This window comes from Actinobacillus delphinicola, assembly GCF_900638385.1.
GTDB lineage: Bacteria > Pseudomonadota > Gammaproteobacteria > Enterobacterales > Pasteurellaceae > Actinobacillus_C > Actinobacillus_C delphinicola.
Genome location: NZ_LR134510.1, coordinates 874,233 through 900,850 on the forward strand (window position 1 = coordinate 874,233; position 26,618 = coordinate 900,850).

At 37.5% G+C, this 26,618-nt stretch carries 32 protein-coding genes and 1 pseudogene; 28 read left to right on the forward strand and 5 right to left on the reverse strand.

Annotated features, from left to right (window positions below; genetic code table 11):
• Nucleotides 1-25: 25 nt before the first annotated feature.
• Nucleotides 26-412, reverse strand: a complete 387-nt coding sequence (locus tag EL259_RS04040; protein WP_126599238.1) for a hypothetical protein — start codon at nt 410-412, stop codon at nt 26-28.
• Between the two features lie 77 nt (nt 413-489).
• Here EL259_RS04040 and EL259_RS04045 point away from each other — a divergent pair, with 77 nt between their 5' ends.
• From EL259_RS04045 to EL259_RS04055, 3 genes are all read left to right on the forward strand, one after another.
• Complete coding sequence (locus EL259_RS04045; RefSeq protein ID WP_172594216.1) at nt 490-1,206, forward strand: PFL_4669 family integrating conjugative element protein; 717 nt, start codon at nt 490-492, stop codon at nt 1,204-1,206.
• 7 nt (nt 1,207-1,213) lie between these two features.
• Nucleotides 1,214-1,747, forward strand: coding sequence for a DUF3158 family protein (locus EL259_RS04050; protein WP_172594217.1), 534 nt, complete (start codon nt 1,214-1,216; stop codon nt 1,745-1,747).
• A gap of 224 nt (nt 1,748-1,971) precedes the next feature.
• Complete coding sequence (locus EL259_RS04055; protein WP_126599244.1) at nt 1,972-2,814, forward strand: hypothetical protein; 843 nt, start codon at nt 1,972-1,974, stop codon at nt 2,812-2,814.
• 3 nt (nt 2,815-2,817) lie between these two features.
• Here EL259_RS04055 and EL259_RS04060 read toward each other — a convergent pair whose 3' ends face one another.
• Nucleotides 2,818-3,090 (reverse strand): hypothetical protein, encoded by a 273-nt coding sequence (locus EL259_RS04060; protein WP_126599246.1) that lies wholly within the window; start codon nt 3,088-3,090, stop codon nt 2,818-2,820.
• A 162-nt stretch (nt 3,091-3,252) separates the two neighbouring features.
• On the opposite strand from EL259_RS04060, the gene EL259_RS04065 reads away from it, so the two are divergent.
• The 25 genes and pseudogenes from EL259_RS04065 (at nt 3,253) to EL259_RS04185 (ending at nt 25,077) form a co-directional block, all read left to right on the forward strand.
• On the forward strand, nt 3,253-3,468 hold the full coding sequence (locus EL259_RS04065; protein ID WP_126599248.1) for a TraR/DksA C4-type zinc finger protein: 216 nt from the start codon (nt 3,253-3,255) through the stop codon (nt 3,466-3,468).
• Nucleotides 3,469-3,477: 9 nt separating this feature from the next.
• Entirely contained in the window at nt 3,478-3,921 is a 444-nt protein-coding gene (gene ssb / locus EL259_RS04070; protein ID WP_126599250.1) for a single-stranded DNA-binding protein, read from the forward strand.
• Nucleotides 3,922-4,452: 531 nt separating this feature from the next.
• Complete coding sequence (locus tag EL259_RS04075) at nt 4,453-6,453, forward strand: DNA topoisomerase III (RefSeq protein ID WP_126599252.1); 2,001 nt, start codon at nt 4,453-4,455, stop codon at nt 6,451-6,453.
• A gap of 487 nt (nt 6,454-6,940) precedes the next feature.
• A pseudogene (locus EL259_RS04080) lies at nt 6,941-7,366 on the forward strand (STY4534 family ICE replication protein).
• A gap of 124 nt (nt 7,367-7,490) precedes the next feature.
• Nucleotides 7,491-7,757 carry a hypothetical protein gene (locus EL259_RS04085; RefSeq protein WP_126599254.1) on the forward strand — a complete coding sequence of 89 codons (267 nt, stop codon included), beginning with the start codon at nt 7,491-7,493 and terminating at the stop codon, nt 7,755-7,757.
• A gap of 90 nt (nt 7,758-7,847) precedes the next feature.
• Nucleotides 7,848-8,777, forward strand: a complete 930-nt coding sequence (locus EL259_RS04090; RefSeq protein WP_126599256.1) for an ArdC family protein — start codon at nt 7,848-7,850, stop codon at nt 8,775-8,777.
• Nucleotides 8,778-8,872: 95 nt separating this feature from the next.
• On the forward strand, nt 8,873-9,331 hold the full coding sequence (locus EL259_RS04095; RefSeq protein WP_126599258.1) for a hypothetical protein: 459 nt from the start codon (nt 8,873-8,875) through the stop codon (nt 9,329-9,331).
• Between the two features lie 97 nt (nt 9,332-9,428).
• On the forward strand, nt 9,429-9,692 hold the full coding sequence (locus EL259_RS04100) for a hypothetical protein (RefSeq protein WP_126599261.1): 264 nt from the start codon (nt 9,429-9,431) through the stop codon (nt 9,690-9,692).
• Nucleotides 9,693-9,997: 305 nt separating this feature from the next.
• Complete coding sequence (pilL2, locus tag EL259_RS04105) at nt 9,998-10,579, forward strand: PFGI-1 class ICE element type IV pilus protein PilL2 (RefSeq protein WP_126599263.1); 582 nt, start codon at nt 9,998-10,000, stop codon at nt 10,577-10,579.
• The gene (locus tag EL259_RS04110; RefSeq protein ID WP_126599265.1) at nt 10,579-11,316 is read left to right on the forward strand and encodes a TIGR03759 family integrating conjugative element protein; all 738 of its coding nucleotides are present in this window, start codon (nt 10,579-10,581) and stop codon (nt 11,314-11,316) included. Before pilL2 ends, EL259_RS04110 begins: the two co-directional genes overlap by 1 nt.
• Nucleotides 11,317-11,325: 9 nt before the next feature.
• On the forward strand, nt 11,326-11,904 hold the full coding sequence (locus EL259_RS04115) for a PFL_4695 family integrating conjugative element protein (protein ID WP_126599267.1): 579 nt from the start codon (nt 11,326-11,328) through the stop codon (nt 11,902-11,904).
• Entirely contained in the window at nt 11,901-14,030 is a 2,130-nt protein-coding gene (gene traD / locus EL259_RS04120; RefSeq protein WP_126599269.1) for a type IV conjugative transfer system coupling protein TraD, read from the forward strand. The genes EL259_RS04115 and traD overlap by 4 nt, the downstream gene beginning before the upstream one ends.
• 9 nt (nt 14,031-14,039) lie before the next feature.
• Nucleotides 14,040-14,732 carry a TIGR03747 family integrating conjugative element membrane protein gene (locus EL259_RS04125; RefSeq protein WP_126599271.1) on the forward strand — a complete coding sequence of 231 codons (693 nt, stop codon included), beginning with the start codon at nt 14,040-14,042 and terminating at the stop codon, nt 14,730-14,732.
• A gap of 178 nt (nt 14,733-14,910) precedes the next feature.
• A complete protein-coding gene (locus tag EL259_RS04130; RefSeq protein ID WP_126599273.1) occupies nt 14,911-15,246 on the forward strand; it encodes an integrative conjugative element protein, RAQPRD family in 336 nt (111 codons plus the stop codon).
• A gap of 9 nt (nt 15,247-15,255) precedes the next feature.
• Nucleotides 15,256-15,501: a DUF3262 family protein gene (locus tag EL259_RS04135; RefSeq protein WP_126599275.1), complete on the forward strand. Its 246-nt coding sequence runs from the start codon at nt 15,256-15,258 to the stop codon at nt 15,499-15,501.
• Between the two features lie 21 nt (nt 15,502-15,522).
• The gene (locus EL259_RS04140; RefSeq protein ID WP_126599277.1) at nt 15,523-15,885 is read left to right on the forward strand and encodes a TIGR03745 family integrating conjugative element membrane protein; all 363 of its coding nucleotides are present in this window, start codon (nt 15,523-15,525) and stop codon (nt 15,883-15,885) included.
• 27 nt (nt 15,886-15,912) lie between these two features.
• Nucleotides 15,913-16,281 carry a TIGR03750 family conjugal transfer protein gene (locus EL259_RS04145; protein WP_126599279.1) on the forward strand — a complete coding sequence of 123 codons (369 nt, stop codon included), beginning with the start codon at nt 15,913-15,915 and terminating at the stop codon, nt 16,279-16,281.
• The gene (locus tag EL259_RS04150) at nt 16,281-16,913 is read left to right on the forward strand and encodes a PFL_4703 family integrating conjugative element protein (RefSeq protein WP_126599281.1); all 633 of its coding nucleotides are present in this window, start codon (nt 16,281-16,283) and stop codon (nt 16,911-16,913) included. The genes EL259_RS04145 and EL259_RS04150 overlap by 1 nt, the downstream gene beginning before the upstream one ends.
• Nucleotides 16,914-16,939: 26 nt before the next feature.
• Nucleotides 16,940-17,815, forward strand: a complete 876-nt coding sequence (locus EL259_RS04155; protein ID WP_126599283.1) for a TIGR03749 family integrating conjugative element protein — start codon at nt 16,940-16,942, stop codon at nt 17,813-17,815.
• A gap of 3 nt (nt 17,816-17,818) precedes the next feature.
• Entirely contained in the window at nt 17,819-19,246 is a 1,428-nt protein-coding gene (locus EL259_RS04160) for a TIGR03752 family integrating conjugative element protein (RefSeq protein WP_126599285.1), read from the forward strand.
• A 14-nt stretch (nt 19,247-19,260) separates the two neighbouring features.
• On the forward strand, nt 19,261-19,707 hold the full coding sequence (locus EL259_RS04165; protein WP_126599287.1) for a TIGR03751 family conjugal transfer lipoprotein: 447 nt from the start codon (nt 19,261-19,263) through the stop codon (nt 19,705-19,707).
• A 72-nt stretch (nt 19,708-19,779) separates the two neighbouring features.
• A complete protein-coding gene (locus tag EL259_RS04170) occupies nt 19,780-22,689 on the forward strand; it encodes a conjugative transfer ATPase (protein WP_126599289.1) in 2,910 nt (969 codons plus the stop codon).
• Nucleotides 22,682-23,098 carry a hypothetical protein gene (locus EL259_RS04175; protein WP_126599291.1) on the forward strand — a complete coding sequence of 139 codons (417 nt, stop codon included), beginning with the start codon at nt 22,682-22,684 and terminating at the stop codon, nt 23,096-23,098. The genes EL259_RS04170 and EL259_RS04175 overlap by 8 nt, the downstream gene beginning before the upstream one ends.
• Nucleotides 23,076-23,393 (forward strand): hypothetical protein, encoded by a 318-nt coding sequence (locus tag EL259_RS04180; protein WP_126599293.1) that lies wholly within the window; start codon nt 23,076-23,078, stop codon nt 23,391-23,393. The genes EL259_RS04175 and EL259_RS04180 overlap by 23 nt, the downstream gene beginning before the upstream one ends.
• A gap of 13 nt (nt 23,394-23,406) precedes the next feature.
• The gene (locus EL259_RS04185) at nt 23,407-25,077 is read left to right on the forward strand and encodes a conjugal transfer protein TraG N-terminal domain-containing protein (protein ID WP_126599295.1); all 1,671 of its coding nucleotides are present in this window, start codon (nt 23,407-23,409) and stop codon (nt 25,075-25,077) included.
• A 53-nt stretch (nt 25,078-25,130) separates the two neighbouring features.
• On the opposite strand, the gene EL259_RS04190 is transcribed toward EL259_RS04185, so the two are convergent.
• From EL259_RS04190 to EL259_RS04200, 3 genes are all read right to left on the reverse strand, one after another.
• Nucleotides 25,131-25,505: a hypothetical protein gene (locus tag EL259_RS04190; RefSeq protein WP_126599297.1), complete on the reverse strand. Its 375-nt coding sequence runs from the start codon at nt 25,503-25,505 to the stop codon at nt 25,131-25,133.
• A 78-nt stretch (nt 25,506-25,583) separates the two neighbouring features.
• Nucleotides 25,584-26,102, reverse strand: coding sequence for a GNAT family N-acetyltransferase (locus tag EL259_RS04195; protein ID WP_126599299.1), 519 nt, complete (start codon nt 26,100-26,102; stop codon nt 25,584-25,586).
• The gene (locus EL259_RS04200) at nt 26,092-26,391 is read right to left on the reverse strand and encodes a type II toxin-antitoxin system TacA family antitoxin (protein ID WP_126599301.1); all 300 of its coding nucleotides are present in this window, start codon (nt 26,389-26,391) and stop codon (nt 26,092-26,094) included. Before EL259_RS04200 ends, EL259_RS04195 begins: the two co-directional genes overlap by 11 nt.
• Between the last annotated feature and the right edge of the window lie 227 nt (nt 26,392-26,618).

Here is a 26,618-nt window from a genome sequence, read left to right on the forward strand (position 1 = left end):
GGTGGCACCAGTGGCGCTAATCGGATTAAAAAGTGTACAAAGTGGCACCCAGGGTGGCAGAGATTAAAAAATAAACAGTGCCACCCTGGGTGGCAGAGATTAAAAAATAAACAGCACCACCCAGGGTGGCAGAGATTAAAAAATAAACAGTGGCACCCAAGGTGGCAGAGATTAAAAAATAAACAGCACCACCCAGGGTGGCAGAGATTAAAAAATAAACAGTGGCACCCAAGGTGGCAGAGATTAAAAAATAAATAGTGGCACCCTGGGTGGCAGAGATTAAAAAATAAACAGCGCCACCCAGGGTGGCAGAGATTAAGAAATAAACAGTGGCACCCAGGGTACCAGAGGATAAAAAAATAAACAGTGGCACCAGTGGGGCCAGAGGATAAAAAATAAATAGTGTCGCCACTGGCGACAGAGACTAAAAAACAATCACTACCATCTAGAGTGGCAAGTGCTTTAAAATATATGCAAATAGGAGTTCTTATGCCGTCAAGTAATCAAATCGATACTATTCAAATAGGGGCATTACAAAGTGAAATGATATTTACGGTGCATACGAGATACACCATAAATGTATGGCTTGGACGTATTGCTAAGCACCAAATTACAATTCCGAAAGCCATGGGGATATTGACACAAGTTCAACGTGATGCCAGTGAAGACGATCCCTTTGCAGATCTGTTTTTACTCAATTTTGAAAAGCTCATCTTGGACAGCACCGATAAAATGAAAACATTAATTGATGCTTTGGCAAATATTCTGGTTGATAATCTCCCCGAAGGCATTGATATTTCCCAATGCATAAATGTACAACCTGCTACCTTTCCAATCTATCTTAACTCACCATTAGGATACAAACTGATTTATATTGTGAGCGATTTTGATCTGCTTGCTAAAACAGCATTAACTTCTCGCCATATTGGAATACTCACCCATAGTGAAATGAAAGAATGGATTTCTAGTGGCTCTCAGTTATTACGGCAATTACTTGGCATGGTGAAAAACTATCGCCATACGGGCTTAACTCGTCAAGACGTGTTAGACAATAATACTCGCTATCAGGAAGTGATGAAAAACTTTAATTTAGAAGCATTGCCAGAAGGTGTGTTAGATCGCTCCTTACGTTCAGGTTTCGCTCCACTTATTAATAAAAAAGCGTCACTAACTAATGTAGAAACACAAAAAATAGATAATGAATGAGGCTTGCATGGAAATTTATAAAGTTATTCCTAAAGATTTTTACCGAGACTTTGCCGCCAATACAAAGCTGAACCAGTTTTTACGAGCAGTATTTTCGGAAATCGATAATAAAGAAACATGTCATGAATTGACACGTCATGCTGAAAGTCTTCGTGATGCATTGGTTGATGTTCAACTCGACCTGATGAGTAATGTACGATACAACGTATTAGGGTGCGTTCCCTTGTTTTTTGTGCGTAATAATACAAGAGTTAACGGTAAGTATATACGTTGGCGAACCAGGAGTGATAGCACTTTAAATACAGGCGATCATGTATTAGATAACGCTTTAAAAGAACCTAAATTTGAACCACAAATTAAACTTAACTTAATTTCTGCCGAACGTGAGCGTCTTGTTCTTAATATGCAAATGCGATTATTCACGGATTTTGTGCAAGAATTTAAAAAACTGGACCAGAAGTTTGATGCCCTTGATAAACTGGAACAGGAGTTGATGGAAAAGGTTCTTCAGGAACAAAATATGCGTTCTGCAAATGAATGATTTTTAGGTTTTGCAAATAGGTGAAAAGCGAGTTTTGCAAATTAGCTATTAAAGGGCCTTTAAAGGTAAGGGAGGGAATGTTACTTTCCCTTGCCTTTTTTTCTAAATAGTATTTATTATATGTACTATCTTTTATCTATCAACAAGAGGATAGTTTCATTATGCATCTCATTAAGTTCTCAACCTCATCCACAAAGTATTATCCAATTGAATTAGAGCTTTATATGAAAAAGACACATAAGCTCCCTCAATTTCGTTTAGAAAATTCAAATGGTGAGTTCTGCTATTTAGCGATTTGTCCAGCATGTAATAATCCTGTACAAATAATTAATTTGTATCGAACAGCAAAAAATACAGATAAACCTTACGGCAAACATATTCCTAAAACTATTCCACACTTGGCGCATTATAATGAAGTTGCGTATTTATGTTGTCCCTATCGGGCAAAGAAAATTAAGTTAGATAAAAGTGAGAGACGAAATCCTAGTGATTTTGATGAAGGTATAGTGCATAACCTGGTTTACCACTTTGATAAAATTATTTATTTTTTTGAACAGAAGGTGGGAATTAAAGTAAGTGAATCACTGGCTAAAACATTATTAAAAGACTTCTTTGCACATCGAGTTTATCGTTATGTCGGAACACATTCGTTAAACCTACCAATTATGATAATGTATTTTTTAGGACGACAACGTTTAATCGGAAGAAAGGTTTCTAATGTCGAATTATGCCATGCCATAGAAGACTTTACGCAAATTGATGAAAAAACAAAGAAACTTACGCTTAAAGGTCACAAGTTTTGTGATATTGGTTTTTCATTTAGAAATCATAAAAGACATGTTATGGATAATGAATTTATTGAAAGTATTCTACTTGAAATTACACTTACTGATGGCAGTACTGAGAATACCGACGTGTTATATAAACAAAAAATTACGCTAGATAGTCAGTACATTGCAAATTTATATAACTATGAGCCTCGTTTACCTGAGTGGGTAAAAGAAAGAAACGCAACCTTAATTGCATTGGCAAAACAGGTTGCGTTGTCTTATGGATTCAATGTTTAAAACTTAGGGATTAGCAACAGGAGTTGGCAAGGTTGGATAAAGACCTTGCATCCTTACCCACCATTCAGGCGGAATCGGTGGAATATCACCATCAGTTTCTGCAAATTTCAACATGGCTAAAACTGTGCTAAATGGTATTGTGAAAGTATGAAAATTATCTCTTAAGGTAAATATAAGAATTTCATCACATTTAGAGCAATCATGAGACTCCATTTCTCCCGTCCACTCCGCTTCGTTTTCTATTTCTAGATTTTCCAACATATCTTTTTCTTTCATACATAACCTCTATATATATTGCGTGATATTAATACCTTAAGAAGTATAAAAAACTTATTTCCTAAAATCTGCTACAAATTCAACAAAAAGATTATTCAATTTAATCTGTTGAAAGGTAGCGTTATTTTCTACACTTTACGAGTTTTCTATTTCGGAGGTGCTATGGCAGATATAATCGATCAAGCAAATGATATTTGTGAATTTTTAAATAATATTGTTATTCACAAAATCTCACAGGAGAATCAAATTTCACGTTCATTTTGTTTGGATTGTGGGGAGAGTATTCCTGTAGCTCGTCAAAAAGCTATTTTAGGTGTGAAGTATTGTGTAGATTGCCAAGCACGTAAAGAGAAACAAAGTCATCTATTTAATATATAGGAGTTTTTTATGGCAGGTTTGAATCGAGTAATGATTATGGGAAATTTAGGCTCAGATCCTGAATCAAAAGTCTTTCCTGATGGAAATATGACAACAGTTATTAGTGTTGCCACTTCAATTTCATGGTTAGATAAAATCACGAATGAGCGTAAAGAAAAAACAGAATGGCATCGTATTGTTTTATTCCGTCGTATGGCTGAAGTAGCGAAACAATATTTGCATAAAGGTTCTAAAGTTTTTATTGAAGGACGTTTACAGACACGTAAATATCAGGATCAACATGGGAATGATAGATATATTCTTGAAATTATTGGGGAAAGTTTACAGTTATTAGATAAACGTCCTGATATACAAAATAATGATATTTCTCAATCGAATTCTACTTTGGTAAATGATGAATCTATGACTATTCAAGATATTCCACCTCTACAGGATGGTCCTATACCTTTTTAAATTATAAAGGTAAAAATTAAATTTATTTTTATTTTAATTATTACTGGTATAAATCGAAAATAACAGTTATGATTACCCCGTCTTTAAGGTTATTCATATGGTTCAGGCAATCTTAAAGACAGTATTATATGGTTTTAGTATGCCCATATAATAACTAGCTCAAAAAGCCCACAGTTCCACTCTCTGTGGGCTTCCTTTTACCCAATTCTAAACCAATCTCAATATAGCCATATTAAATATTCCCTTAATATTATAGTTTCTCTAAATAAATTTTAAAAAATATAGTTTAATTTAAAAATAATTGCTATTATACGCATCGTCTAAAAGCCATATTGGGGTGCTTTTAGGTAATATATGTGAAGTAGTCATCACATAATGTTTCACTCCTTGAATTCCGTCCACGGTAAGAATGCGACCGTGGACGTTTTTTATACTTCAAAATTATCAATTTTTTTATCCTAATTCTTTGTTGTCTGCTGGATCATCTTTTTTTAGAGTACTACGACTTATTTATTTTAAGGAACAGTACGAATGAAATTATTTTTATGTGAAAAGCCGTCGCAAGGGCGAGATATTGCAAGAATATTACAAGCAACTAAAGGTGATAAAACATATAAAATGACAGCAGATGGCCATGTTTATGTCACATGGGCAATCGGGCATTTAGTAGAGCAATGTAGCCCCGAAATGTACAATGAAGAATGGAAATTCTGGACTTTAGAAAACTTACCTATTCTACCAAGCCGATGTGTTTCAGGTCAGTGGCAAGTCGTGCCTAAAGAGGAAACAAAAAAACAATATAATGTGGTCATGCAATTAATTAAAAAAGCACAGCATGTTGTTATTGCAACAGATATTGATCGTGAAGGTGAAACCATTGCGAGGGAATTATTAGAACTTGCAAATTTTAAGGGACAGGTTAGTCGATTATGGTTATCGGCTTTGGATGACACAAGTATTCGTAAAGGGTTAGCAAATTTGAAAAAAGGAGAGGAAACGCTACCGTTATATTATGCTGGCTTAGCCCGTAGTCGGGCAGACTGGCTTGTCGGTATGAATTTTTCAAGACTTTTTACTTTACTTGCCCAGCAGAAAGGATTCCAAGGCGTGATGAGTGTTGGGCGTGTACAAAGTCCAACCCTTGCGCTTGTAGTAAATAGAGATAATGAAATCAAAAACTTCACACCTAAAAACCACTATAAACTCGTGGGCATGTTCTCATCCAATGATGGGCAATTTACGGCAGGGGTTGTTATGCCAAAAGAAATAATCAATGAAGATGGCCTATGCCTTGAAAAACAGGCTTTAGTGACTATTGCATCTCGAGTACAACAACAAAATACGGCAACAGTCATAGGTATTGAGAAGAAAAGAAAAAAAGAGAATCCTCCGTTAGTGTTCAATCTCAGCACTTTGCAAGCAGACTGTAACCGCTTATTCGGCTTTGGTGCTCAGCAAGTATTAGATATTGCCCAATCCCTATATGAAAAGCATAAAGCAACCACTTATCCACGCTCAGATTGTCCTTATTTGCCAATAGAACAATTTTCTGAGGCACCTAAAATTGTGGCTGCACTTTTAGCTTCTGATACAATACTGCACCCCTTACAAAATGTATTAAATCTCCAGCAAAAATCTCGAGTATGGGACAACAGTAAAATTACTGCTCACCATGGCATCATTCCTACCATAAAGCAGGTTGATATTTCACTAATGACAAAAGAAGAATTTCAAGTTTATGATTTAATTCGCCGTCATTATTTGGCACAATTTTTACCATTTTGTGAAGTTGATCAAACGGATATAACCTTACGTGCTGGCGATTATACTTTTGCCACGAAGGGTAAAGTAACTATAAATCCTGGTTGGAAGATTTTACTCTCACGGAAGGAAAATAATGAGGATGAAACGACCTTACCGAAGGTTGTTATGAATGAACAAGTGGTGATCAACTCACTTGACATTAAACAACTCACAACAACACCCCCTCCGCATTTTACAGAAGGCACATTGCTGACAGCCATGGTAAATGCAGGGCGTTTTGTTAAAGATGAACGTTTAAAAAAACAATTAAAAGAAACTGAAGGATTAGGCACGGAAGCAACACGTGCCAATCTCATTCAAAACCTATTTGATAAAAAATTTATTAAGAAACAAGGCAAATCTATTATTGCCACGCCAGAAGGGCATACATTAATTGCAAATTTACCTTTAGTTTTAAAAGATCCCGCTACGACCGCACTTTGGGAGCAAGCATTGAATCAAATTGCAGAGGGACATCTCACTTTGCAAGATTTCATGCGTAAACAAGAAGAATTTATCAGTATGCTCGTGACTCAAATTACAAAACAAGGGGTAAATATTGGAAATATCAATATTAAAAAATGCCCTAAATGCGGTGCAGCTTTAATAAAACGTAATGGCAAGAATGGTGAATTTTGGGGATGTCGTGGCTATCCAACTTGTACCTATATTGAAAATGTTTCAGTAAAAAAATCTAAAAAACGCACTGCACGAACGTCAGTAGTGTGATATAATCAAGGCTCGTCCAAAGTAGTGTTGGCTACTGAAAAATCCAACGCCCTTTGCGGTCTGCGACCGCCCTTTATGTGCGATAGTAATTTAATATATTGTTAATGGCCAATAGTTAAATGTAAATCAAGCATATGTTATCCAGCTCTACCCACATCGAGTTCGCTTGATGTGGGTTTTCTTATAAAAATTCTCGTAATTCACTTTTCAATTAACTGTCATAAATAGCTTGTTTTTGTTGTATAGATATATAAGATGTCATTACTTACTCGCTATCGTTGATAGCAAAAGTGCTAGTCGCTTTGTAAGCTAGCAATTCAGCGTCGCTGAATGAAGCATGATGTGTACTGAGCGTTGGGATTGCACGGTTACTAATAAAAGTAATTACGCCACTTTTTACCGTTTTTTATACTTTACTTTAACACCCCACAGGGAGAACATTTTTCCCTTTGGGTTAACTGTTTCTCCCTTTTTTAGGAGAAACACTATGATTAACCAAACCTCACAAACTTCACAAAATAGTTATTTTAACTTACATATTAATGGCATTGGCTATTTGAATGACATTCGTGTTGTTCAACCTTAAAAAGGAAATGCTTTTTTAGCCTGTCGAATTGCTGCATTAGTTGGTAATTCGAATGAGCCTGAATACCGTTATTTTGACTGTAATGTAGTTGGTGAAACCGCAGAAAATCTCGTTAAACGATGTGAAGAAGCCGTCAAAGCGAAACGTAAAGTTTTGATTTCTTTTCGTCTTAGTGATTTATGGGTTGACAGCTACACGGTTAACAAAGATACGAAGTATCACAAAAAAGGTGATACTGCTTTTTCTTTAAAAGGGCGTTTGATCCGTATTAATTCAGTAATCATTGATGGTGAATTAAAATGGAAAGAAACCCAAGTTAACAATTAACCTCAAGCTGGAACTTAACAAAAGTTCCAGCCTTTCTATACATGGACATCTACTTACCCCACTAGGGAAAACATTTCCCTTTGGGATTTCTGTTTTCTCTTGTTTTTCATTATTGGGAGAAAATATGAAAAGAATAGAACAAATCCGAACAAATACACAAAAAGAAGCACAAGTAATTTTCGATCAGTTTCAACAAGCGATGAGTAAACTCATGAATGAGCAAATTCAAGCAGAGCTTGCGACAGGGCGTACAAATGTTATTTTGTATCAACTTTATTTGCATGATGCTTTTAATTGCGATGAAGGCTTACAAGAAGCGTTAACCGTTTTAGAAGAAGCCTATGATATTTCACAAGTAGAAACGTTGACGATTTACCATGCTCAATTTTAACCATTAATTTTTTATCTATCTTTAACCCGTAGGGAAAACTTTTCCCTATGGGGTTAATGTTTTCCCTATCTATACATGTAGGAAAACATTATGAACAAATTCGATCTCTACCAAGATATTACTAACCGTATTATTGAAGCTATTGAAAATGGCACAATTCCTTGGCGTAAACCGTGGAATATCAATAATGGCGTTTGTGCTTTACCTATAAATGCTGTTTCAAAACGCCCTTATAGTGGGGTAAATATTTTATTGCTTTGGGCAGCAGAAATAAAAAATGGTTACAGTCAAAGTCAATGGCTTAGTTTTAAAAATATTGCTGAGCTTGGCGGAACAATCAAAAAAGGCGAAAAAGCAACGAAGATTCTATTTTGGCGAACTTGGGAAAAAGATAAAACAGACGATACTGGTGCTGTTGTATTGGACGACCAGGGGCAGCCTGAAAAAGAATCAGGCTGTACAGTGAAATACTTTAATGTATTTAACGTAGAGCAGTGTGAAAACTTGCCACAAAAATTTTACGAAAATTCTGCTATGCAAATAGACGAGAATTTAGCATATGACGCTATTCACCGTATATCAAAGGGTATGAATGTGCCAGTTTTGGCTGGGAAAAGCGATAAAGCATTTTATTCGCCAGGCCGTGATTGCATCATAATGCCCGCTATGCAAGCGTTCGATAGTATTGACCATTTTAACGCCGTATTATTACATGAATTAACCCACTCAACGGGGGCTAAACATCGATTAAACCGCAATCAGAAAGGTAATTTTGGCTCTGCAGACTACGCTTTTGAAGAGCTTGTTGCTGAGCTTGGTTCTGCCTTTACCAGTGCAAGTTTAGGTGTGAAGTCTTTTTTAGAGAATAATGCGAGTTATATCGATAACTGGTTAACTATCCTTAAACAAGATAAAAAAGCTATTGTACAAGCAAGTAAGCTCGCACGAGAAGCAAGCAACTATATGTTGGAATTTGATCTGCTTGAAGGTGCTGCTGAAATATACGAGCAATGTGCTTAATATTAACTTAACCCATTAAACCCTCTGGGAAAACAGATTTCCCATGAGGAGACATGTTTTCCCATTTAGGTTTAGGCTTAATTTGAGGAAAGCATATGATGGAATTTACTTTAAACAAAAACTATGTTTCACCGTGGATTAAAAACTGGGAACAGTTGTACTACGATGGAAATACTTTTTATACAGATATTGATGAATTAACCTTTGATAGTATTCGTAATTTGGCGTGTGACTGGAAAGATGCACCAAATCTTGAAACGATTTATCAGTTTCACTTGTTATGTGAGCTTGAAACTTACTTGATAGAAGAGGTGCAAAAACTTTTTCCAATGTTATGCATTAATGAGCTTTATGAGGTTTGCTTTGATAATTCTTCACCGAGTCTTGCGAAGTTATTTATGCGTAGCAAAGGAAAAGAGGAGTTCTATTACGAATTTCGTGAAGATACCAATCTAAACAACTTAGAGGAAGTATTGATGAAACTTCATCATATAAGTGAAGACGAATTACAAGAAGCACGGCTAGCACAAATTTATGGAAAAATGGTGGCCTAACTTTTAGTATTATCAATGATGTAATTTTTACTTAGCCCAAGGGGGAGTATTTCCCCTGGGATTACTCCCTTTATTTTTACTAATGAAAGGAGTAATTATGCTCGACAAAATAAATACTGAGCTATTTCAGATGTTTAAGCAACAAGCAAGCCGTGATACCGCAATGAAAATCAGTGATGATTTACGCAAATCGGGTGCGATTGCAGGTGTTGGACTTATTGGCCTATTTGTCCAAGATAATAAATTTAGTATTATTGGCGGTAGTATTTTAATTGTAATTGGATTACTATCGTGGGGCGTAGGTATAGCATTTGCTCACTTTGGTGCGGTTATAACTGAACAAATGGAGGACAAACAATGATTCATATTTTGCAGTTCGGATTACCGATATTATTGATTATCGTTTTGTCATTCATTCTTACGGTGCTGATTTATGCTATTAAAAAGCAGCATGAAACGGTAAAACATAAAACTCAGTAAATTATCTATAAAGCCCCATAATATGGGGCTTTTTTATTCCTCAATACCTTAATTGTTCTTCAGTTTTTTAGTAAGTTTTTTTTGCGTAGATTGCCAAAATTCTCTAAATTTTTTGTTTAATTTTTGGATGTCTAAAAGCACTTTTTTTGCAACACTTGTTGGGTTTTAATCCATAAGGAATGTTTTATGAAAAAAGTACTTTTAATTTTATTGCCGCTAACTTTAGTGGCTTGTGCACCAAAACCGCATCATCGTGTTTCTTCGCCACTACAAACATCCCCGTTACCAGCCACATCGTTACCGTCCGCCTCAATGGTACAACTCGGTATTATCAATTTTGAAAAGGTCGATCCTGATATTTATACTACGCCTAAAACATCTCCTGAAGTTATTCAAAATGGACGATACACTTTAGTTAGTTCTTCTCCTATTGGAGGACAAAAATATTTACTGCAACAGTTTGTTAATTTGAAGTTGCCACTAAAACGATATTTTACAGTACAGCAGGGCTTAGAACAGGTACTTAAAGGCACGGGATATAGTCTATGCTCTGGGTTTTCTGCAAATAAAATGCAATTCTTATTTAACCGACCATTACCCGTCGTACATTATCATTTCAACACCATGCCATTAAAAGATGCCTTACAAATGCTCGTAGGGAGTGCGTATCGCTTGGTTGCAAATGAATCTCGCCGTGAGGTGTGTTTTATGCCACGTGATGAACTCACCGTAACAACCCCTCTTATGGCAATAAAAGGAGTGAAATAATGCGTAAAATGCTATGTGTAGGTGTTATAGGTATCTATACGGTATTTGCCCATGCTATAGATGTAAACACCGTAAATGCGATACAAGCAAAAGCGATTAATACTGCTACAGCACAATCAACACGCCAAAACACCTTAGTCAATGAAACAGAGCCTGCCTATTTACAGTGGGGATTGGATAAAGAAGATTGGACGGAATTTCAAAAAATTACTCAAGATGTTCGTCAATATTGGACCCCACATTTAGACCCGCTAACAACGTTAGGGGTATCAACGGATGATCCCGTAAAACGCATGAAATACGCTCGTCTTTTAGCCAAGAAAGAGCATGACCGAGTAGAGCGGGAATTAGCATTTCAACGTGCTTATGATCAGGCCTTTAAAGAACTTTATCCTAGAGAGCAGATGTTTGACATGTCAAAAATTCATTCAACTTCTAATACGCCTGAAAAAATGGGACGTATTCGTTATTTTGTTCGATTAATAGATTGTGCAACGTGTAGCGAGGATTTTAAACGTTTGCAACAAGCCTATCCAACATCGCCGATTGATATATATTTTGTTGGTAAAGCAACCAATGAGGGTATTCGAGAATGGGCCAAAGCGGAAAATATTAAAGTAGCTGATGTTAATTCTGGCACTATTACTTTGAATTACGATAGAGGGGCGTGGTTTACTCACAGTAAAGGGAAAATGCCTATTGCGTTTTCTAGTAATTGGTTACCACTTACTTATTAGAGGGATAATATGCATTTTAAAAAAATTTTACTCTTTATCGCTATTATTCCAGCGTTACTCAATACAGCTTTGGCAGATTTTTCTGAAACAATGCCACGTCAACAATTAAATGTGTTAGCAGATTATGGCGGGGAAAGTATTATTTCATTTTATGATGCGATAGCACCAAGTCGCTATGATGATGCCAAGTCACCCTACACTAAAGATACTTATAAACCCACGCTAGAAGATTATTTTCCTCTGTCATCTCCTAATTGGACTTTTGGATATGTGGCCGTGAGAAAAAGTGATTTTCCCCCTGTTGAACCTTTTTTTATTATTGGGGGAGATAAAAAATCTTTATCCTGGTTAAAGGCTAATCGTGAACGCCTTTCAGCTTTAAATGCACTTGGTTTGATGATGAATATTCCAAATGAAGAAGCATTATTCGCTGCACGTGCGATAGTTCCAACGCTTTCAATTATGCCATATCAAGATAAGGCTAATTTACTCCAGCAACGATTACAGCTAAATCATTACCCTGTATTGATTTTGCCGAACTTTATTGGGAGTAATTTAGATGAATTACGAGAGGTTATAAAACCATGAGTGATCGTTATTTATTGGAAGCCTTATTACGCCCACCTGTAGAGTTTTATACAGCAGGAATTTGTTTTTTAGCGGGGATACTTAGTCTTATGTCTCCTTGGGTGCTTGCCTTGACACCAAGTATTGGAATAGGCATTACCATATTATGTTGGAGCATCGCAGTACGACGTTTTTTTCAAGGATGGAAGATTGTGAAATATCATCGTAATTTAAAGCGTTTGCCTGTGTATAAAATGTCAAGTAAACAAATTCCTGTAGGTAGAAAATTTTTATTTCTTGGTAAAGGCTTTCGTTGGTTACCTAAACATACCCAACGACTCTATGATTGTTTTACTTCGGCAGGGGAAAAGTATACTCAACCATCAAAACTTTTTACTTGGGTTCGTGAGTTTGAAAAAACGCATCAGGATAGTTTCCTTGCAAGATTAACAAGTAAAGATTCAAGGTTTAATCCTTTCCGACCTCTCCCGCCTGTTGAAGGTATTCCAGCCATTCATGGTATTGAAACGAATGAGGTAAACGTGACGGTTCCGTTGAGTAGTCGAGTAGGTCACATGCTTGTTTTAGGTACCACAAGGGTAGGTAAAACACGTTTAGCAGAGCTTTTTATTACTCAAGATATTCATCGAGGACGCACTTTTAATGAACGAGAGGTCGTGATTTTTTTCGATCCCAAGGGGGATGCAGACATTCTTAAACGTATGTATACCGAAGCCAAACGTGCAGGGCGTGATAAAGAGTTTTATGTATTTCATTTAGGCTGGCCTGATATTTCAGCTCGTTATAATGCTGTAGGACGTTTCAATAAAATTACTGAAGTAGCTAGCCGTATTTCAGGACAATTGAGTGGTGCAGGGAATAGTGCGGCTTTTAAAGAGTTTGCGTGGCGGTTTGTCAATATTATCTCTCGTGCATTAGTGGAATTAGGGCGTCGTCCTAACTACGATCAAATTGCCCGCTATGTACGCTCTATTGATACATTATTTTTAGATTATGCTAAATTTTATTTTGACAAAAAAGACCCACAAATTTGGCAAGCTATCGCCCAGCTTGCCACGCAAATTGACCAAAAAAATTTATCATTTGCCATGAAGGGACGAAATGAAATGGTCATTGCGATAGATCAGTATATCCGCTCAGAAAAAATTTACGATCCTGTTTTAGATGGGTTAGCTTCTGCGGTACGCTATGACAAAACTTACTTTGATAAAATTGTCGCTAGTCTTTTGCCCTTATTAGAAAAACTTACCTCAGGGAAAGTGGCTGAATTATTATCACCTGATTACACCGATATTTTAGATGAACGCCCTATTTTTGATTGGGAAGAAATTATTCGTAAACGTGGCATTGTTTACATTGGATTAGATGCCTTATCAGATTTAACTGTGGCCAGTGCCGTAGGGAATTCTATGTTTGCAGATTTAGTTTCAATGGCGGGACACATCTACAAATTCGGTATCAGTGAAGGCTTACCTCAAGATCTGAATCAAAAACATCTCACTATTCCAATTAACGTGCATTGTGATGAGTTTAATGAACTAATCGGAGATGAATTTATTCCTCTGATCAATAAAGGGGGCGGTGCAGGCGTGCAGGTTACGGCCTATACACAAACTATTTCTGATATTAAAGCCCGCATTGGTGATGCAGCTAAAGCGGGACAAATAGTCGGTAACTTTAACTCCATGGTGATGTTACGGGTTAAAGAACAAGCTACGGCTGAGATTTTAACAAAAAATTTGCATGAGGTACGTGTGCTTGATGTCATGGCATTATCCAGCACCTCAGATTCAAGTGAAACTGGTACAAGTGAACATTTCGGCTCAAATACAGGTGATAGGGTAAGTGCGACACAACGTCCCATGCTATCTACGGCAGATATTACTAATCTTCCTAAAGGGCAAGCCTTTGCATTGATTGAAGGCTCTCAACTATGGAAAATTCGTATGCCACTTCCTGTGAAAGATAAAGATGAGTTCATGCCTGAAGATTTACAAACCTTAGCGAAATACATGCGGGATAATTACAGTTCAACTGACGCTTGGTGGGAAGGAGTCAATAATTTTCAGCCCAATACTGAAGCGGTAGCCGCTTTTGAAGAATTAAATAAAACGACATTGGATTAGGGGGTGAAAATGGCAGAAGAAAGCATAGAACGTACACAGAAAAAACCGAAAGGCGCATTCCATATTCCTTGCGATATCCTTAAAACCTTATTGGTATCATTAGTATTAAGCATAATTGTTGAGTGGCTTTGTATAGCGTTTATTTGGCCTGAACAAGGTTACATGCATAGTAAAAAAATCATGATGGAAGAGTTTCAATTTTTTTCTCAAGATTTCCAGCAAAGTATTTTATATGCCAATCCAGTTATATTGGGGAAATGGGTATTGAACCAAACGTATTATTGGTTATTTCAATTCACAGGTATAGAACAGTGGCTACAAAATCCAGGAAGTAATGAGTTTATGCATACTATTGCATATTACTTAAATAGTTATATTCAATCAGCGTTATATGTTACGATGACGTTCATTATCCGTGTATTGATTATTTTATTTACCTCACCTTTTTTCCTATTAGCAGGGCTAATAGGATTGGTTGAGGGATTAGTGCAGCGGGATTTACGCCGATTTGGGATTGGGCGTGAATCGGCTTTTAAATATCATCATGCCAAAAAGTGGGTTATGCCATCAATGCTTGTAGCGTGGGTGATTTATTTAAGTGTGCCTTTTAGCGTTCATCCAAATATCATTTTGATTCCTGCAGGTCTCTTATTTGGATTAACCATTGCCTTTACTGTCACTAATTTTAAAAAATACCTATAATAATAGTTTTCATATGACTCCGTCTGCCCCTCTCCAAGGGGCTTTTTTTTTTCTAAAAGCTATTTCAAAAAAATCAAGTAAAAATTAAACAAAACTAAAATCTAATTTTTTGTTTAAAAAAAAGATTCCCTTCTACATAATTCCTGCGACAAAGGCATCACAGGAGAACAAGAACATCATGTCGATCATCAAAAAAACATCATGCATTTCATTATGTATTTTTGGGATATTCGGGATTGCTCAAACGAGTTTTGCTACTGAAGCTGAACAGTTGACTCAAGCAATGCGCCAGCTCGATTCTGTAAAAGCGGCTTTATTGCGTGCTAAAACAGCGGCTAACCTTGAAAGCACACAGATACAAAAACGTGCTGTTTTTCTTTATCCACAAGCGTTAGATGACGTAGCCACAATGAAAAAAGCGATAAGTGATTATTTAAATCCGAACCGCATTCAACCTCGGAATCCTCAACAATATAAAACCTTATCGGTAGATTTAACCTATATCAAAAAGTAAGGGGAAAATGTGACTGATAAAAATGCAATGATTGCTGGATTTGAGGCGGGAAGTGGTATGCCAGTCAATGGACCCGATGGGCTCAGTACGTTTTTAAAGGGGACACTTGCTGCCGTACTGTTACTCATTATGGCCTACATTGTTATTTCGCTCTATCAGGATCTGCAACAAGGTAATACGGGTTTAAATAATGTGATGTGGATTGTCGTGCGTGTGATAGTGCTTATTTCTATCACGTTCAGTGTTTTTATATAAATTTATTCTTGAGGATTTTTTATGTTCAAAAAAATTTCAACTCTTTCAACGCTATTCCAGCGTATCTGCTTAACGCTTACTGGGTTTGTTCTCTCCACGATGCCTGCTTTAGCCGCTTTACCTGCTATTGAAGCACCAGAAAGTAATCGTGGAAAAGGCTTAATGGGGCAAATCAAAGGGTACACTGCTGATGGCATTATTTTTGGAGGATTGATTGTGGCTGCTGTGGCTTTTCTAATTGTAGCAGGCGCTGCGCTTTCAACCTTTAAAGAGGTGCAAACAGGTAAAAAACAGTGGGGTGATTTTGGGGCCATTGTTGCGGTAGGCGTTATTTTACTCGTTGTTATTATCTGGCTTGCCAGTGAAGCAGCAAAAATTATTTAACTTAATGGATTTTGCCCAAGGTATTGTATGCAGGACAATAAAACGATTTTATTTCTACCCGACCGTTTAAATCGAAAGCCACCTGTCGTTAGCGGGATGACGTTTACTGAATTGATGTCAGTTATTGGTATCTCTGCCATTATCGGTTTATTTCTAGGTTTACTGGTGATATTCGTCTTTCACATTACTTGGGCAGTTGTTCCCACCGTTATGGTTATTTTTGCGCTGATAGGATTGAAATTTGGCGGAAGCCTGATTGCTCGCCTAAAACGAGGCAAGCCTGAAACCTGGCTTGAACGTTATGTTGCTTATCGCTTAAACCCAAGTGCTTTCATTACAAAAGAACAACATTGGGGTATTCATCGAATTTATTCTACATCGAAAAGGAAGAAATAATGTCTAAATACCGAAATGCGTTGAATAGTGAGCGTTTCCATATCCAATCACTCAGAATTGTGATTGTGTGCATGACCATCATTTGTGCCGTACTGGGTTATGGCTGGTACAACGCACCTAAACATTTAACTATTTATAATCCCCCAGATTTACGTTCAGGCTCAACACGAGCTTGGTGGGAAATACCGCCAGCTAATGTATATAGTTTTGCATTTTACATCTTCCAACAACTCAATCGTTGGCCTACCGATGGAGAAAAGGACTATATCAATAATATTCATAAATTAAAGCCTTTTTTAACACCGCAATGTTACACCTATTTAGAAACGGATTACCAGAAACGCTTATCTGCTGATGAATTACAAGGGCGTAGTCGAGGGGTGTATGAAATTCCAGGACGAGGTTTTAGTGATGACCGTGTGCGTGTCAATTCTCAAAATAACTGGGATGTCACCTTAGACTTAGCCACCGATGAATATTACCTCGACAATCCAGTAAAACGAGTATTAGTGCGTTATCCCCTCAATGTTGTGCGCTATGACGTTGATCCTGAATTAAATCCATGGGGATTAGCACTGAATTGTTATGCGGCTACGCCAAAACGTATTGAGCTAAAACCAAGTGAAAAATAGTGAATTGTAGATAATTAGGAAAACGAATGAAAAAACTGTTGACTGTAAAAGTAATGCATATCATGACAACCACATGGATGATGATCGCATTATGTATAGGGAGTAGTGTCAGTTTAAATGCCGTTGCTGACGAATTTGCTCACTGGGACAAACGTCCTATCACGGTGCGTTTAAATGTTGGACAAGAGCGTATTGTCAGTGTAGGTAAAGATGTACAGGTGGGGATCCCAGCATCAATTAATCGCTTAGTCCGAGTACAAAATAATGATGGCAATATCTACTTCAAAGCCAGTGCGCCTTTTTCAAGTACACGGGTGTCATTACGTGATATTAAGACAGGCAAACTTATTTTGTTAGATGTTGTTGCAACTGATCAAGGTAAAGATTATGAATATGAGCCACTCGTGATTACTTATGGTGATAATACCACCGAAAGTAATGATAGTAATGCGAATCTTCCAGAAACGCCAGCTAAAACAGAAATAACGGCTCAAATCCCGCCACGTATTGAATTACCTCAAACGGCATTACCCATTCCTGCAGCCTTAACACGCTATGCAGCACAATCCCTTTATGCGCCTATCCGTACCATTGAAAAATTAGAAGGGGTACATCGTGTTGCCATGAAATTGCCAAACCATTTGCCGACCTTAATCCCCAATTTACAACTCCGTATCACACCACTAGAAAGTTGGGGTATGGGGGAATATGTTGTAACCGCTATAAAAATACAAAATCTTGCACATCATAAGATACAACTTGATCCACGTTACCTACAGGGTCGTTTTTATGCTGCGACATTCCAACATAACTGGTTAGGTCAATATGGCACATTAGAAGATACCACGGTTTTGTACTTAGTCACGAAAGGCAAGCTCACCATGGCTATGATTGAGGGGTAAAAAATGGCAACAAACAAATCCAATCCGTTATTGAAAATCATCGTGCCTATGGCGTTGGTCCTTATTATCGTTGTCGCCATTATTGCATTTCGTGATAAAAAGACCCAAAAAACAGGGAAAGAGGATTCTTTAGCCGTATATAACCTCACCAAAGCAGAGCAACAAGAGCTCGGCTTAGCCGACGGTGATACAGCCTACGATACCCTCCGTACATTATTAGGCACCATCAAACAAACCAAAGCCGATGTAGCTAAGGTAAAACGTGATAATCAACGTTTACTTGAGGAAAACCAATCCTTGAAAGACCAATCAAGTGATGTTGACAGTCAAATTCGTCAAGCCGTTACGGCAAAACAAGCAGAGTTACAAAGTACTTTTGACAAACGACTTTCTGAGCTGGAGCAGCAATTAGAAAATAAACTACAACAACTTTCTTCGATTTCGACATCTCCATCTAGTTCAACGGGTGAGCATACAGAAGGCATTATGCCCATTCAAAATACTGAATCAGCATCAAATGACATTAACTGGATAAGCCCCGAAGGGATGTCACTATTTGATGAAAAAGGTCATCCCTTATCGGCATTTGGTGATAATACTGAAACAGGAAGTCGTCTCAATATTTTTAAGGCACTAGATAAATCTGAATTAGGGCAAGCAGCAACACGCTTACACGGTAAGCCAAATCAATACGAAGAAATCCCACCGACACCATATTTTACTATTGCTCGTAATGCAACCCTTGTAGGTAGTGTTGCAATGACAGCATTAATTGGGCGAGTACCTATTGAAGGCGCATTAACCGATCCTTTTCCTTTTAAAGTCATCATAGGTCAAGAGAACCTGATGGCTAATGGTCTGGAACTCCCTGAAATTGAAGGTGCCATTGTGGCTGGAAAGGCAAGTGGCGACTGGACTTTATCTTGTGTAAAAGGCGATGTAGAGAGTATCACCTTTATTTTCCGTGATGGCCGTATTGTATCACTACCACAAGATGGAAATGGTTCAAATACAAACGGTAATGAGCAGTTAGGATGGCTTAGTACGCCTTCAGGTATACCTTGTATCCCTGGAGAGCGTAAAACCAATGCACCAGAGTTTCTTGCAAATCAATTCTTACTTGCTGGCGCAGAAGCAGCAGCCCAAGGATTAGCACAATCACAGATAACTACTGAGGCAGGAACAAATAGTATTCGTCAAGCAGTAAGCGGTGATGCTGGAAAATTTGCATTAGGACAAGGAATTGCAGGTGGTGTGAAAGCAACAGCAGATTGGTATCGTCAACGTTACGGCAATATGTTTGATGCGATTTACGTGCCACCTGGTAAAAAAGTGGTAGTGAATATTACCAAAACCTTACGAATCGATTATGACAAAAATGCCCGCAAAGTAAATTATGACCAAAGTACAAATAGTCAAGCTATGGATTAAAAGAGGAATGATAAATGCAGATTAAACTAAACAAATATATCAAACAGGCGCTGTTTATTTCATTGTCATTGACATTAGTGGCTTGCTCTACAAATCAGCAAAAACTATTGCCTGAAGGTAGCCAAACGATGGCACAAATTTGGGCAAATAACACGGGGGGAATGGTATCACAACAACAGGTTAATTTGAGTCAGTCAACGTTGCAGGCCAGAAAACAACTTATGCAACACACACTAGGCAAGCCTACTTATGATAACAGCGTTCTTGACTATACAAGAAATGCAGAAAATGAGGCAATGAATTTATTTCCACGCTTGCCTAATCCGAATCTCGTTATGTTCGTCTTTCCCCATTTGACTGACAGTAAAGAGCCTTTGCCTGTACCTGGGTACAGTACGGTCTTTCCTTTCTATGGGCATATACATTATGCCCAACCTGGAGAAAGTATTGGCCAATTGTAGAAAATAGTTTAAAGCGCATTTAAACCCCTTTTAAAACCTTTTTAATTTAACCCTTTTAAATGGATAAATGAAATGTTAAATTTTTTTAAGCGTAAATCTGAAGATAATGTTACCCCAAAAGCCATTAAGTGCAGTACAGACGTGGATGACACACCAACATCAATGATAGAACACGCAACCACTGCCCCTGTACTTGATGGCACCCCAAATTCTCGTCCGTCTTTTTTAAAACGTCGTGGCAATTACACTAATCACGAATACAAGCAACAGTTTATCCCTATGGATAGTTTTGTCGATAAATTGCCTTATGTCGAGTTTTTAGATGCCGAAAATGTCTTACTCCTTGAGGATGGTAAAAGTGTTGCGGCCGTATTTGAATTAACCGTAATTGGTACAGAAGGACGGTCCTTGGACTATTTAGAAGAAATTCGTACTCAAATTACACATGCTTTACAAGATAGCTTCGCAGAGTTAGATACGCATCCATGGGTGGTCCAGTTTTTCTGCCAAGATGATGAAATGGCAATGGAATATGAGGATATATTACGCCAATATGTTCGTCCAAATGCACAGGGAAGTGAATTTACTGAAAATTGGCTAAAAGTAATGGGAAAACACCTACGGGATGTTTCAAAATCAGGCGGTCTTTTTGAAGATAAAGCCGTAACGGGTACCCAATGGCGAGGTCAACAACGTCGTACACGCATGGTGATTTATCGTTATGTTAATCCTAACATGACCTTCGATCGTGCATTGGAGGATTTAAATGCAACGTGTGAATCTGTCACGAATGCTTTACTCGGTGCAGGGGTAAAATCTAAACGTTGTAATGGCTATGAAGTACATCAATGGTTACTTCGCTGGTTTAACCCAAATCCTGTTGATTATGAACGTGCAGAAGATTTTTATAAGGTTGCCCATTACACGGAATCAACAGGGGTAAAAAAAGACGATCCGTTTTTGTACAATGACTTTACTGAAACGTTACTTGTCCAATCGCCCCGTACTGAAGGAGAATTCTGGTATTTTGACGAATTACCTCACACTGTTGTTGTGGTTGATTCACTTCGCCGTAGCCCAGAAGTCGGGCATTTAACGGGTGAAGTGAAACGAGGTGATAACGTGAATGCGCTTTTCGACTTATTACCTGAGCATACCATTATGGCCATGACCATAGTTGTTTATCCTCAGGATTTGCTTGAAAACCATTTATTGAAAATCAGTAAAGGTGCGTTGGGAGAAAACACCGAATCTATTTATACTAAATCCGCTGTTACACAAGTTAAGCAGTATCTGCAGGAAAAACATAAATTGTACCAAAGCTCTTTATGTTTCTTTTTGCGTGCCAAGGATGAGAAAACATTAATTTCTCAACGTCGTAAGTTGGTTACGACTTTACAAGCAACAGGGCTTATTGCCACGAGAGAAGGGGCAGAAATTGCTCCCTTATCTAGCTATATCCGCTGGTTACCGATGGTTTTTGATCCACAATCTGATCCAAAACACCTCTATACTAAATTTAATTTTGTTCAACACATTGCGAATTTACTTCCACTCTTTGGGCGTTCTATTGGCACCCGCCATCCAGGCATTACCTATTTTAATCGAGGCGGCTCACCATTAGATTTTGACCCGCTAAACAAAGATGATCGTGCTAAATCAGGACATTTACTCCTACTCGGTCCTACGGGTGCAGGCAAATCAGCGACGTTAAACGGTAAAATTGCACAACTCATGGCAATGTATCGACCACGACTTTTTATTATTGAGGCAGGGAATAGCTTTGGTTTAATGGCTGAATATGCCAAACGGTACGGCTTAACGGTGAATCATATTCAATTAAAACCAGGAAGCGGTGTGTCGTTACCACTTTTTGCCGACGCTCAAAAAGTCATAGATGCATACAATATTGATGACATTATTTTCGATAATGAAAAACGCTTTGATGATAGTCCTGTTATACCTTTAGCCGAAGATGCCAATATAGAGGTTGATACGCAAAACGACGTGGACAATGACATCCTAGCAGATGATCAGCGTGATATTTTAGGTGAAATGGAAATAATTGCTCGTTTGATGATTACAGGAGGTAAGGAAAAAGAGTATGAAAAAATGACTCGAGCAGATGAAGCGATGATTCGACGAGCAATTATTTTAGCGGCAAATCAAACGAGAAAAGCAGGTAAAACCTGCTTAACAGAAGACATTGCAAAGGCCTTTCATGAGATTTCTAAAGATGCCACCCTTCCTCCTAAATATCGTGAGCGGGCTTATGAAATGGGAGAATCTATTGGCCTTTTCTGCCAGCCAGGCTCATTTGATGCGGAGTTATTTAATCGAGATGGTGAACCATGGCCTGATGCCGATATTACTTTAGTCGATTTAGCTACGTTAGCACGGGATGGCTATGACGTACAACTTTCTATTGCCTATATTTCCCTCATTAATCACATCAATTCGATGGGTGAGAAATACCAATTTTCTGGCCGTCCTATCGTTAACATTACAGATGAGGCTCATATCATCACTGTTAATCCTATGCTTGCAAGTTTCCTGGCAAAAGGGGGAAAAATGTGGCGAAAACTCGGGATTTGGTTATGGCTTGCAACACAAAATATGGCTGACTTTCCAGACGTGGCGAAGAAATTGCTCTCCATGCTTGAATGGTGGGAATTGTTGTATTTAGAAAAAGATGAGGTTAACCAGGTAAGCCGTTTTAAACAGTTAACGCCAGAACAAACAGATCTCTTACTTTCTACTAAAAAAGAGAACCGCAAATATACAGAAGGGGTGGTCCTCTCTTCAAAAATGGAAGCCTTATTTCGAGTAGTACCGCCGAGTATCTATTTAGCGTTAGCTATGACTGAAAATGAAGAGAAAGCAGAACGGGCTGAACTCATGAGAAAGCATGGAATTTCAGAGCTTGACGCTGCACTTATGGTCGCAAAAAACATCGATAATGCAAGGGGAATTAATGAATAGACAAGGTCTTGATTTATTTGTTGTTAAAACGCCGATTAACCCTGAGGAGCTTCCTTTGGAAACCTTAACGACATTGATTAACCCCACCTTTGGTGAGCAATTGGAAGCCTTAGGTAAGAATATTTTTTTGAAAATTGGGGCATATAACTCAATGGAAAGAATTGCCTATCGGGCGGTTGGCATGAATTACACCCGAGTGAAGTTTATTGGCGAACAAAGCCCATTTTACTTAACTATCATGGTAAACAACTACACAGAATTTCCGCCTTTTACAGAAGCGCCACGGCAATATATTTATCTACAGGATACGACCGATTTGTACTGGGTTTTAACCTACTTAGATAAACAATTACAGCAATTTACTAATAACCTACAGGAACAGCGTGATGAAAATAATGAAAATGAATAAATGGAAAAGAATAATGGTATGGCTTTTAGTCGCCTTTGCCATTTTAGTTGGCTTTACGATAATCATATCGCTTTTAGGCACGAAGTATCTTAATACAATTAATACACTTTTAGCGCATATATTGTGGTTAACGATATTTCGCTATTTCCTGTATTGCCTTTGTGCAGCGATTTTCTTTGCTATGCGTCGTAGCGTTTATGCAAAAGGTAATATAGAAGAGTGTAAAACCGTAAAACGGATGGGTTTAATGATTTTAGGTTTTTGTGTGTTTAATGAAATTTTAGTATGGATTTAAAAAGGGGGCATTTATGAACTTAATGACCATTCGACTTGAAGTCGATACTTATTATGAATATTTTATGAATACATTCTCATGGGTGATGTTTGATAATACCTGGGAACTTTTCAAAAATACTGGGCTTTTCATCTTACCTATCATCATACAGATTCTTGCAAAATGGGCGAAAGTCAGAGAGGAGGGAGCGGATGAAGGGAATAAAGGCAAGTTACTCGTTAACTGGTTAGAAAATTATCTTTACATAACTATTACCTTGATGGTTATGACCTGTATTCCCTTATTTCAGGTGAATTTTCATATCATCGACACTAAACTAGATGCGATGTGTGGAGCTCAGCGTACAACGCCGAGCCCACAAGAAACGCAATTAGGACAAGCGTTTCATGAAACAAAACTCAATGGTAAAGCACCTGAAATGCCACTTTGGTGGGCCTTCGTTTACGGTGTAAGTAAAGGCTTCACTAATGGCCTTGTTAATGCTATCCCGTGCAGACCGCATTTGGAAGAGCTTAGCATGGCCTTGAACCAATTCACGCTGTCCGACCCCATGTTACGTGAAGACATCGCAGAATTCAACAATTATTGTTATATTCCAGCAAAAAATCGCTTTTTAAAGCAAATGAGAAATGACGGCGTAACACTTAATAATGCAGAAGTGGCTGATATTGCGTGGCCTGGCTCAAAAATTCTCTTAGAAGGAGGATTCTACGGTAAATATCACGTTAAATACCCTAAAAAATATTGGAAGTATTTGAAATACCGAGACTGGGGCTTTGGCTCTGATCCAGCAGCAGGTGGCTTTCCGATGTGCGATGATTTTTGGAAAGGTAATGGTGTTATTATTGGCGGAGAAGGTAAAAAACGTTCGTTATATTACCGTATCTTAGATGCTTATCCAGAGGACTTGAAACAACAAGTATCTGCCTTATTCAAATACAAAAAAATACCAGGTGAGTCTTATAATGATTACCTTGTCCGTTATGCGATGTCTCCACAAAAGCTGCAAATGTCTGATGGGGTAAACCCTTATGGTGCAAGATATTCAGGACATTATTCAGAGGCAGGGCAAGCGGGCTCTGGATGGTCATTTGGTAACTGGGGAAAATCTATTATAAGTGGAATTAGTACTTTCTTTGGTGCACTTGGTGCGACGGTGACTGATAATATGATGCAGCCTACCTTTAAAATTTTGAAATTCTCTTTGCAAATTATACAACCTTTACTTTTAGCACTATTAACTATAGCAACACCAATTATCATTATTTTGAGTGGTTATAAACCGAAAGCCATTATTAATATCTCTTTTGCATTTTTTGGGTTGATTTTCCTAACTTATATTTGGGAAGTTGTCCATTGGATAGAATCATGGTTGTTTGATGCACTATATGATTCATCTACCTATACGACTATGAACGATCCACTCAATGGGCTCAATAACCATAGTGCAGACAACGTATTCAATTTGGTGATCGGTATTATGTATGTTGTCTTCCCTGGTGCATTCTTTGCAATGCTTGGTTGGGCAGGGATTAATATTGGGGACTTTGTTCAAAAAGCCATAGATAAACAAAATAGTCAGGCAGAAAAAAGTGGAAGAAAAGGCGCTAATATGGGCCTGGCTGGCGTCGATGCAGCAACTGGAGGAAAGTCAAAAGTAATAACAAAACATCTCAGACAATAAATGAATAAAGGGCTAAGTAATTACTTGGCCCTTTATTCATTATGATCATTACTTTAAACATCACTTGGAAAGCTATCAACATCACTTGGAAAGCTATCAACATCACTTGGAAAGCTATCATAAATATCCACATGTGGATAATTATCATACATATAGCAATTATAATAATCTTCTTCACAACGACGGTAATATTCTTCCTCTTCACGACGATAATATTCTTCTTCCTCTTCTTCAAGCTGCTTTTGTTCCGAAGATTTAGGTACGTCATTATTTAAATTAAAAAATTTAAAGACGGAAAGGAATAGATGTCCCATGATAACGAACATTAACCAGCTTCCGCTTAGAAAAATTTTAAGCCCTCGGGGAATATTTAGGTCAATAATTTTAGTAGAAAAATCTTTTTCTTTTGAAATATTTTTACGTTCCATAATCACGTCCCTTATTGAGCGATAAAACGATATTTTATTGTGTAAAAATAATACAGAAATGAGAGTATGTCAATTTATCTATTTTATGAGTTTAGTTAACGGATAAAATAATTTTCTATATGTTCCTTTTAACTCTTTAAACTCAATAAACCCTAGTCGCTCATAGAATGAAACGATACTATCATTTTTCGCCTCTACTACTAAAACCGCAGCACCTATCGGAGTATTCTTTATCTTATGAATGGCATCTGCAATTAGAAATTTACCATATCCTTGATGTTGAAAATCCATATCAACTGCTAACCGCCCAATTAGAACAGCAGGAATGTTAGGGTAGGGAATACCTTTATTTATACGTTCTTGCGGTATGTCAGAGATGGGTATGGATAATGCTGATAAAGTGTAATAGCCAATAATTCTAGATTGTTGGCTATTTATGAGTACAAAGCATTTTGTAAGTCCTTTTTTTACATCTTGAGAGACATATCGATGAAAATAGTCTTCTAAAATTTTAACAGGGCAAGAAAATGTATTTCGTTCAATTTTCAAGTTTTCTAGGGGCAATATGCCTAAATAAGGTAAATTTTCACTGACCATTACTTTTTCCTGTAACGGATAGATATTCCTCATACATATCAAGCGCATTTTTCATTGATTGATTAGGTTCAAACGGTTTATCTAGGCTTTTGATTAACAGTGCCTGATCGCTTAAGCTCAAACGTAAAACTTGATGTTCTGAAATAGTTTTTTTAGCCTCTTCGTAAGCTACACTTACGATGAAGTCAGTCAATGTTCTTCCTGTAATTGCAGCCGCTTGTTTTAATAATTCGTATATGTCTAGATTTACTCTGGCTTCCAACCTTGCTTTCGCCACTTGTGTTCTCATTTTTCTATTCCTGTGTTGTTAATGTAGATAGACTAGATTATACGACTAATAGCCGTACAATTCAATAAAAAAGGATAGACTAAAAGTTCAGTGATTTATTGTGTAGAAACAAGAACAAAAGGCTGTGTACTTAGAGATAGGTTCTGCCTTATAGAAAGAGGGACATCCTATTTTCTATAAGAAAAATTGTATTTTTTCTATGAAAACAATATAAAACAGAAATACTA

Excerpts from the sequence above, each read along its gene's own strand:
- EL259_RS04045 (WP_172594216.1), top strand. The coding sequence starts at position 490 with ATGCCGTCAAGTAATCAAATCGATACTATTCAAATAGGGGCATTACAA.
- EL259_RS04050 (WP_172594217.1), top strand. The coding sequence starts at position 1,214 with ATGGAAATTTATAAAGTTATTCCTAAAGATTTTTACCGAGACTTTGCC.
- EL259_RS04055 (WP_126599244.1), top strand. The coding sequence starts at position 1,972 with ATGAAAAAGACACATAAGCTCCCTCAATTTCGTTTAGAAAATTCAAAT.
- EL259_RS04060 (WP_126599246.1), bottom strand. The coding sequence starts at position 3,090 with ATGAAAGAAAAAGATATGTTGGAAAATCTAGAAATAGAAAACGAAGCG.
- EL259_RS04065 (WP_126599248.1), top strand. The coding sequence starts at position 3,253 with ATGGCAGATATAATCGATCAAGCAAATGATATTTGTGAATTTTTAAAT.
- ssb (WP_126599250.1), top strand. The coding sequence starts at position 3,478 with ATGGCAGGTTTGAATCGAGTAATGATTATGGGAAATTTAGGCTCAGAT.
- EL259_RS04075 (WP_126599252.1), top strand. The coding sequence starts at position 4,453 with ATGAAATTATTTTTATGTGAAAAGCCGTCGCAAGGGCGAGATATTGCA.
- EL259_RS04085 (WP_126599254.1), top strand. The coding sequence starts at position 7,491 with ATGAAAAGAATAGAACAAATCCGAACAAATACACAAAAAGAAGCACAA.
- EL259_RS04090 (WP_126599256.1), top strand. The coding sequence starts at position 7,848 with ATGAACAAATTCGATCTCTACCAAGATATTACTAACCGTATTATTGAA.
- EL259_RS04095 (WP_126599258.1), top strand. The coding sequence starts at position 8,873 with ATGATGGAATTTACTTTAAACAAAAACTATGTTTCACCGTGGATTAAA.
- EL259_RS04100 (WP_126599261.1), top strand. The coding sequence starts at position 9,429 with ATGCTCGACAAAATAAATACTGAGCTATTTCAGATGTTTAAGCAACAA.
- pilL2 (WP_126599263.1), top strand. The coding sequence starts at position 9,998 with ATGAAAAAAGTACTTTTAATTTTATTGCCGCTAACTTTAGTGGCTTGT.
- EL259_RS04110 (WP_126599265.1), top strand. The coding sequence starts at position 10,579 with ATGCGTAAAATGCTATGTGTAGGTGTTATAGGTATCTATACGGTATTT.
- EL259_RS04115 (WP_126599267.1), top strand. The coding sequence starts at position 11,326 with ATGCATTTTAAAAAAATTTTACTCTTTATCGCTATTATTCCAGCGTTA.
- traD (WP_126599269.1), top strand. The coding sequence starts at position 11,901 with ATGAGTGATCGTTATTTATTGGAAGCCTTATTACGCCCACCTGTAGAG.
- EL259_RS04125 (WP_126599271.1), top strand. The coding sequence starts at position 14,040 with ATGGCAGAAGAAAGCATAGAACGTACACAGAAAAAACCGAAAGGCGCA.
- EL259_RS04130 (WP_126599273.1), top strand. The coding sequence starts at position 14,911 with ATGTCGATCATCAAAAAAACATCATGCATTTCATTATGTATTTTTGGG.
- EL259_RS04140 (WP_126599277.1), top strand. The coding sequence starts at position 15,523 with ATGTTCAAAAAAATTTCAACTCTTTCAACGCTATTCCAGCGTATCTGC.
- EL259_RS04145 (WP_126599279.1), top strand. The coding sequence starts at position 15,913 with ATGCAGGACAATAAAACGATTTTATTTCTACCCGACCGTTTAAATCGA.
- EL259_RS04150 (WP_126599281.1), top strand. The coding sequence starts at position 16,281 with ATGTCTAAATACCGAAATGCGTTGAATAGTGAGCGTTTCCATATCCAA.
- EL259_RS04155 (WP_126599283.1), top strand. The coding sequence starts at position 16,940 with ATGAAAAAACTGTTGACTGTAAAAGTAATGCATATCATGACAACCACA.
- EL259_RS04160 (WP_126599285.1), top strand. The coding sequence starts at position 17,819 with ATGGCAACAAACAAATCCAATCCGTTATTGAAAATCATCGTGCCTATG.
- EL259_RS04165 (WP_126599287.1), top strand. The coding sequence starts at position 19,261 with ATGCAGATTAAACTAAACAAATATATCAAACAGGCGCTGTTTATTTCA.
- EL259_RS04170 (WP_126599289.1), top strand. The coding sequence starts at position 19,780 with ATGTTAAATTTTTTTAAGCGTAAATCTGAAGATAATGTTACCCCAAAA.
- EL259_RS04175 (WP_126599291.1), top strand. The coding sequence starts at position 22,682 with ATGAATAGACAAGGTCTTGATTTATTTGTTGTTAAAACGCCGATTAAC.
- EL259_RS04180 (WP_126599293.1), top strand. The coding sequence starts at position 23,076 with ATGAAAATAATGAAAATGAATAAATGGAAAAGAATAATGGTATGGCTT.
- EL259_RS04185 (WP_126599295.1), top strand. The coding sequence starts at position 23,407 with ATGAACTTAATGACCATTCGACTTGAAGTCGATACTTATTATGAATAT.
- EL259_RS04190 (WP_126599297.1), bottom strand. The coding sequence starts at position 25,505 with ATGGAACGTAAAAATATTTCAAAAGAAAAAGATTTTTCTACTAAAATT.
- EL259_RS04195 (WP_126599299.1), bottom strand. The coding sequence starts at position 26,102 with ATGGTCAGTGAAAATTTACCTTATTTAGGCATATTGCCCCTAGAAAAC.
- EL259_RS04200 (WP_126599301.1), bottom strand. The coding sequence starts at position 26,391 with ATGAGAACACAAGTGGCGAAAGCAAGGTTGGAAGCCAGAGTAAATCTA.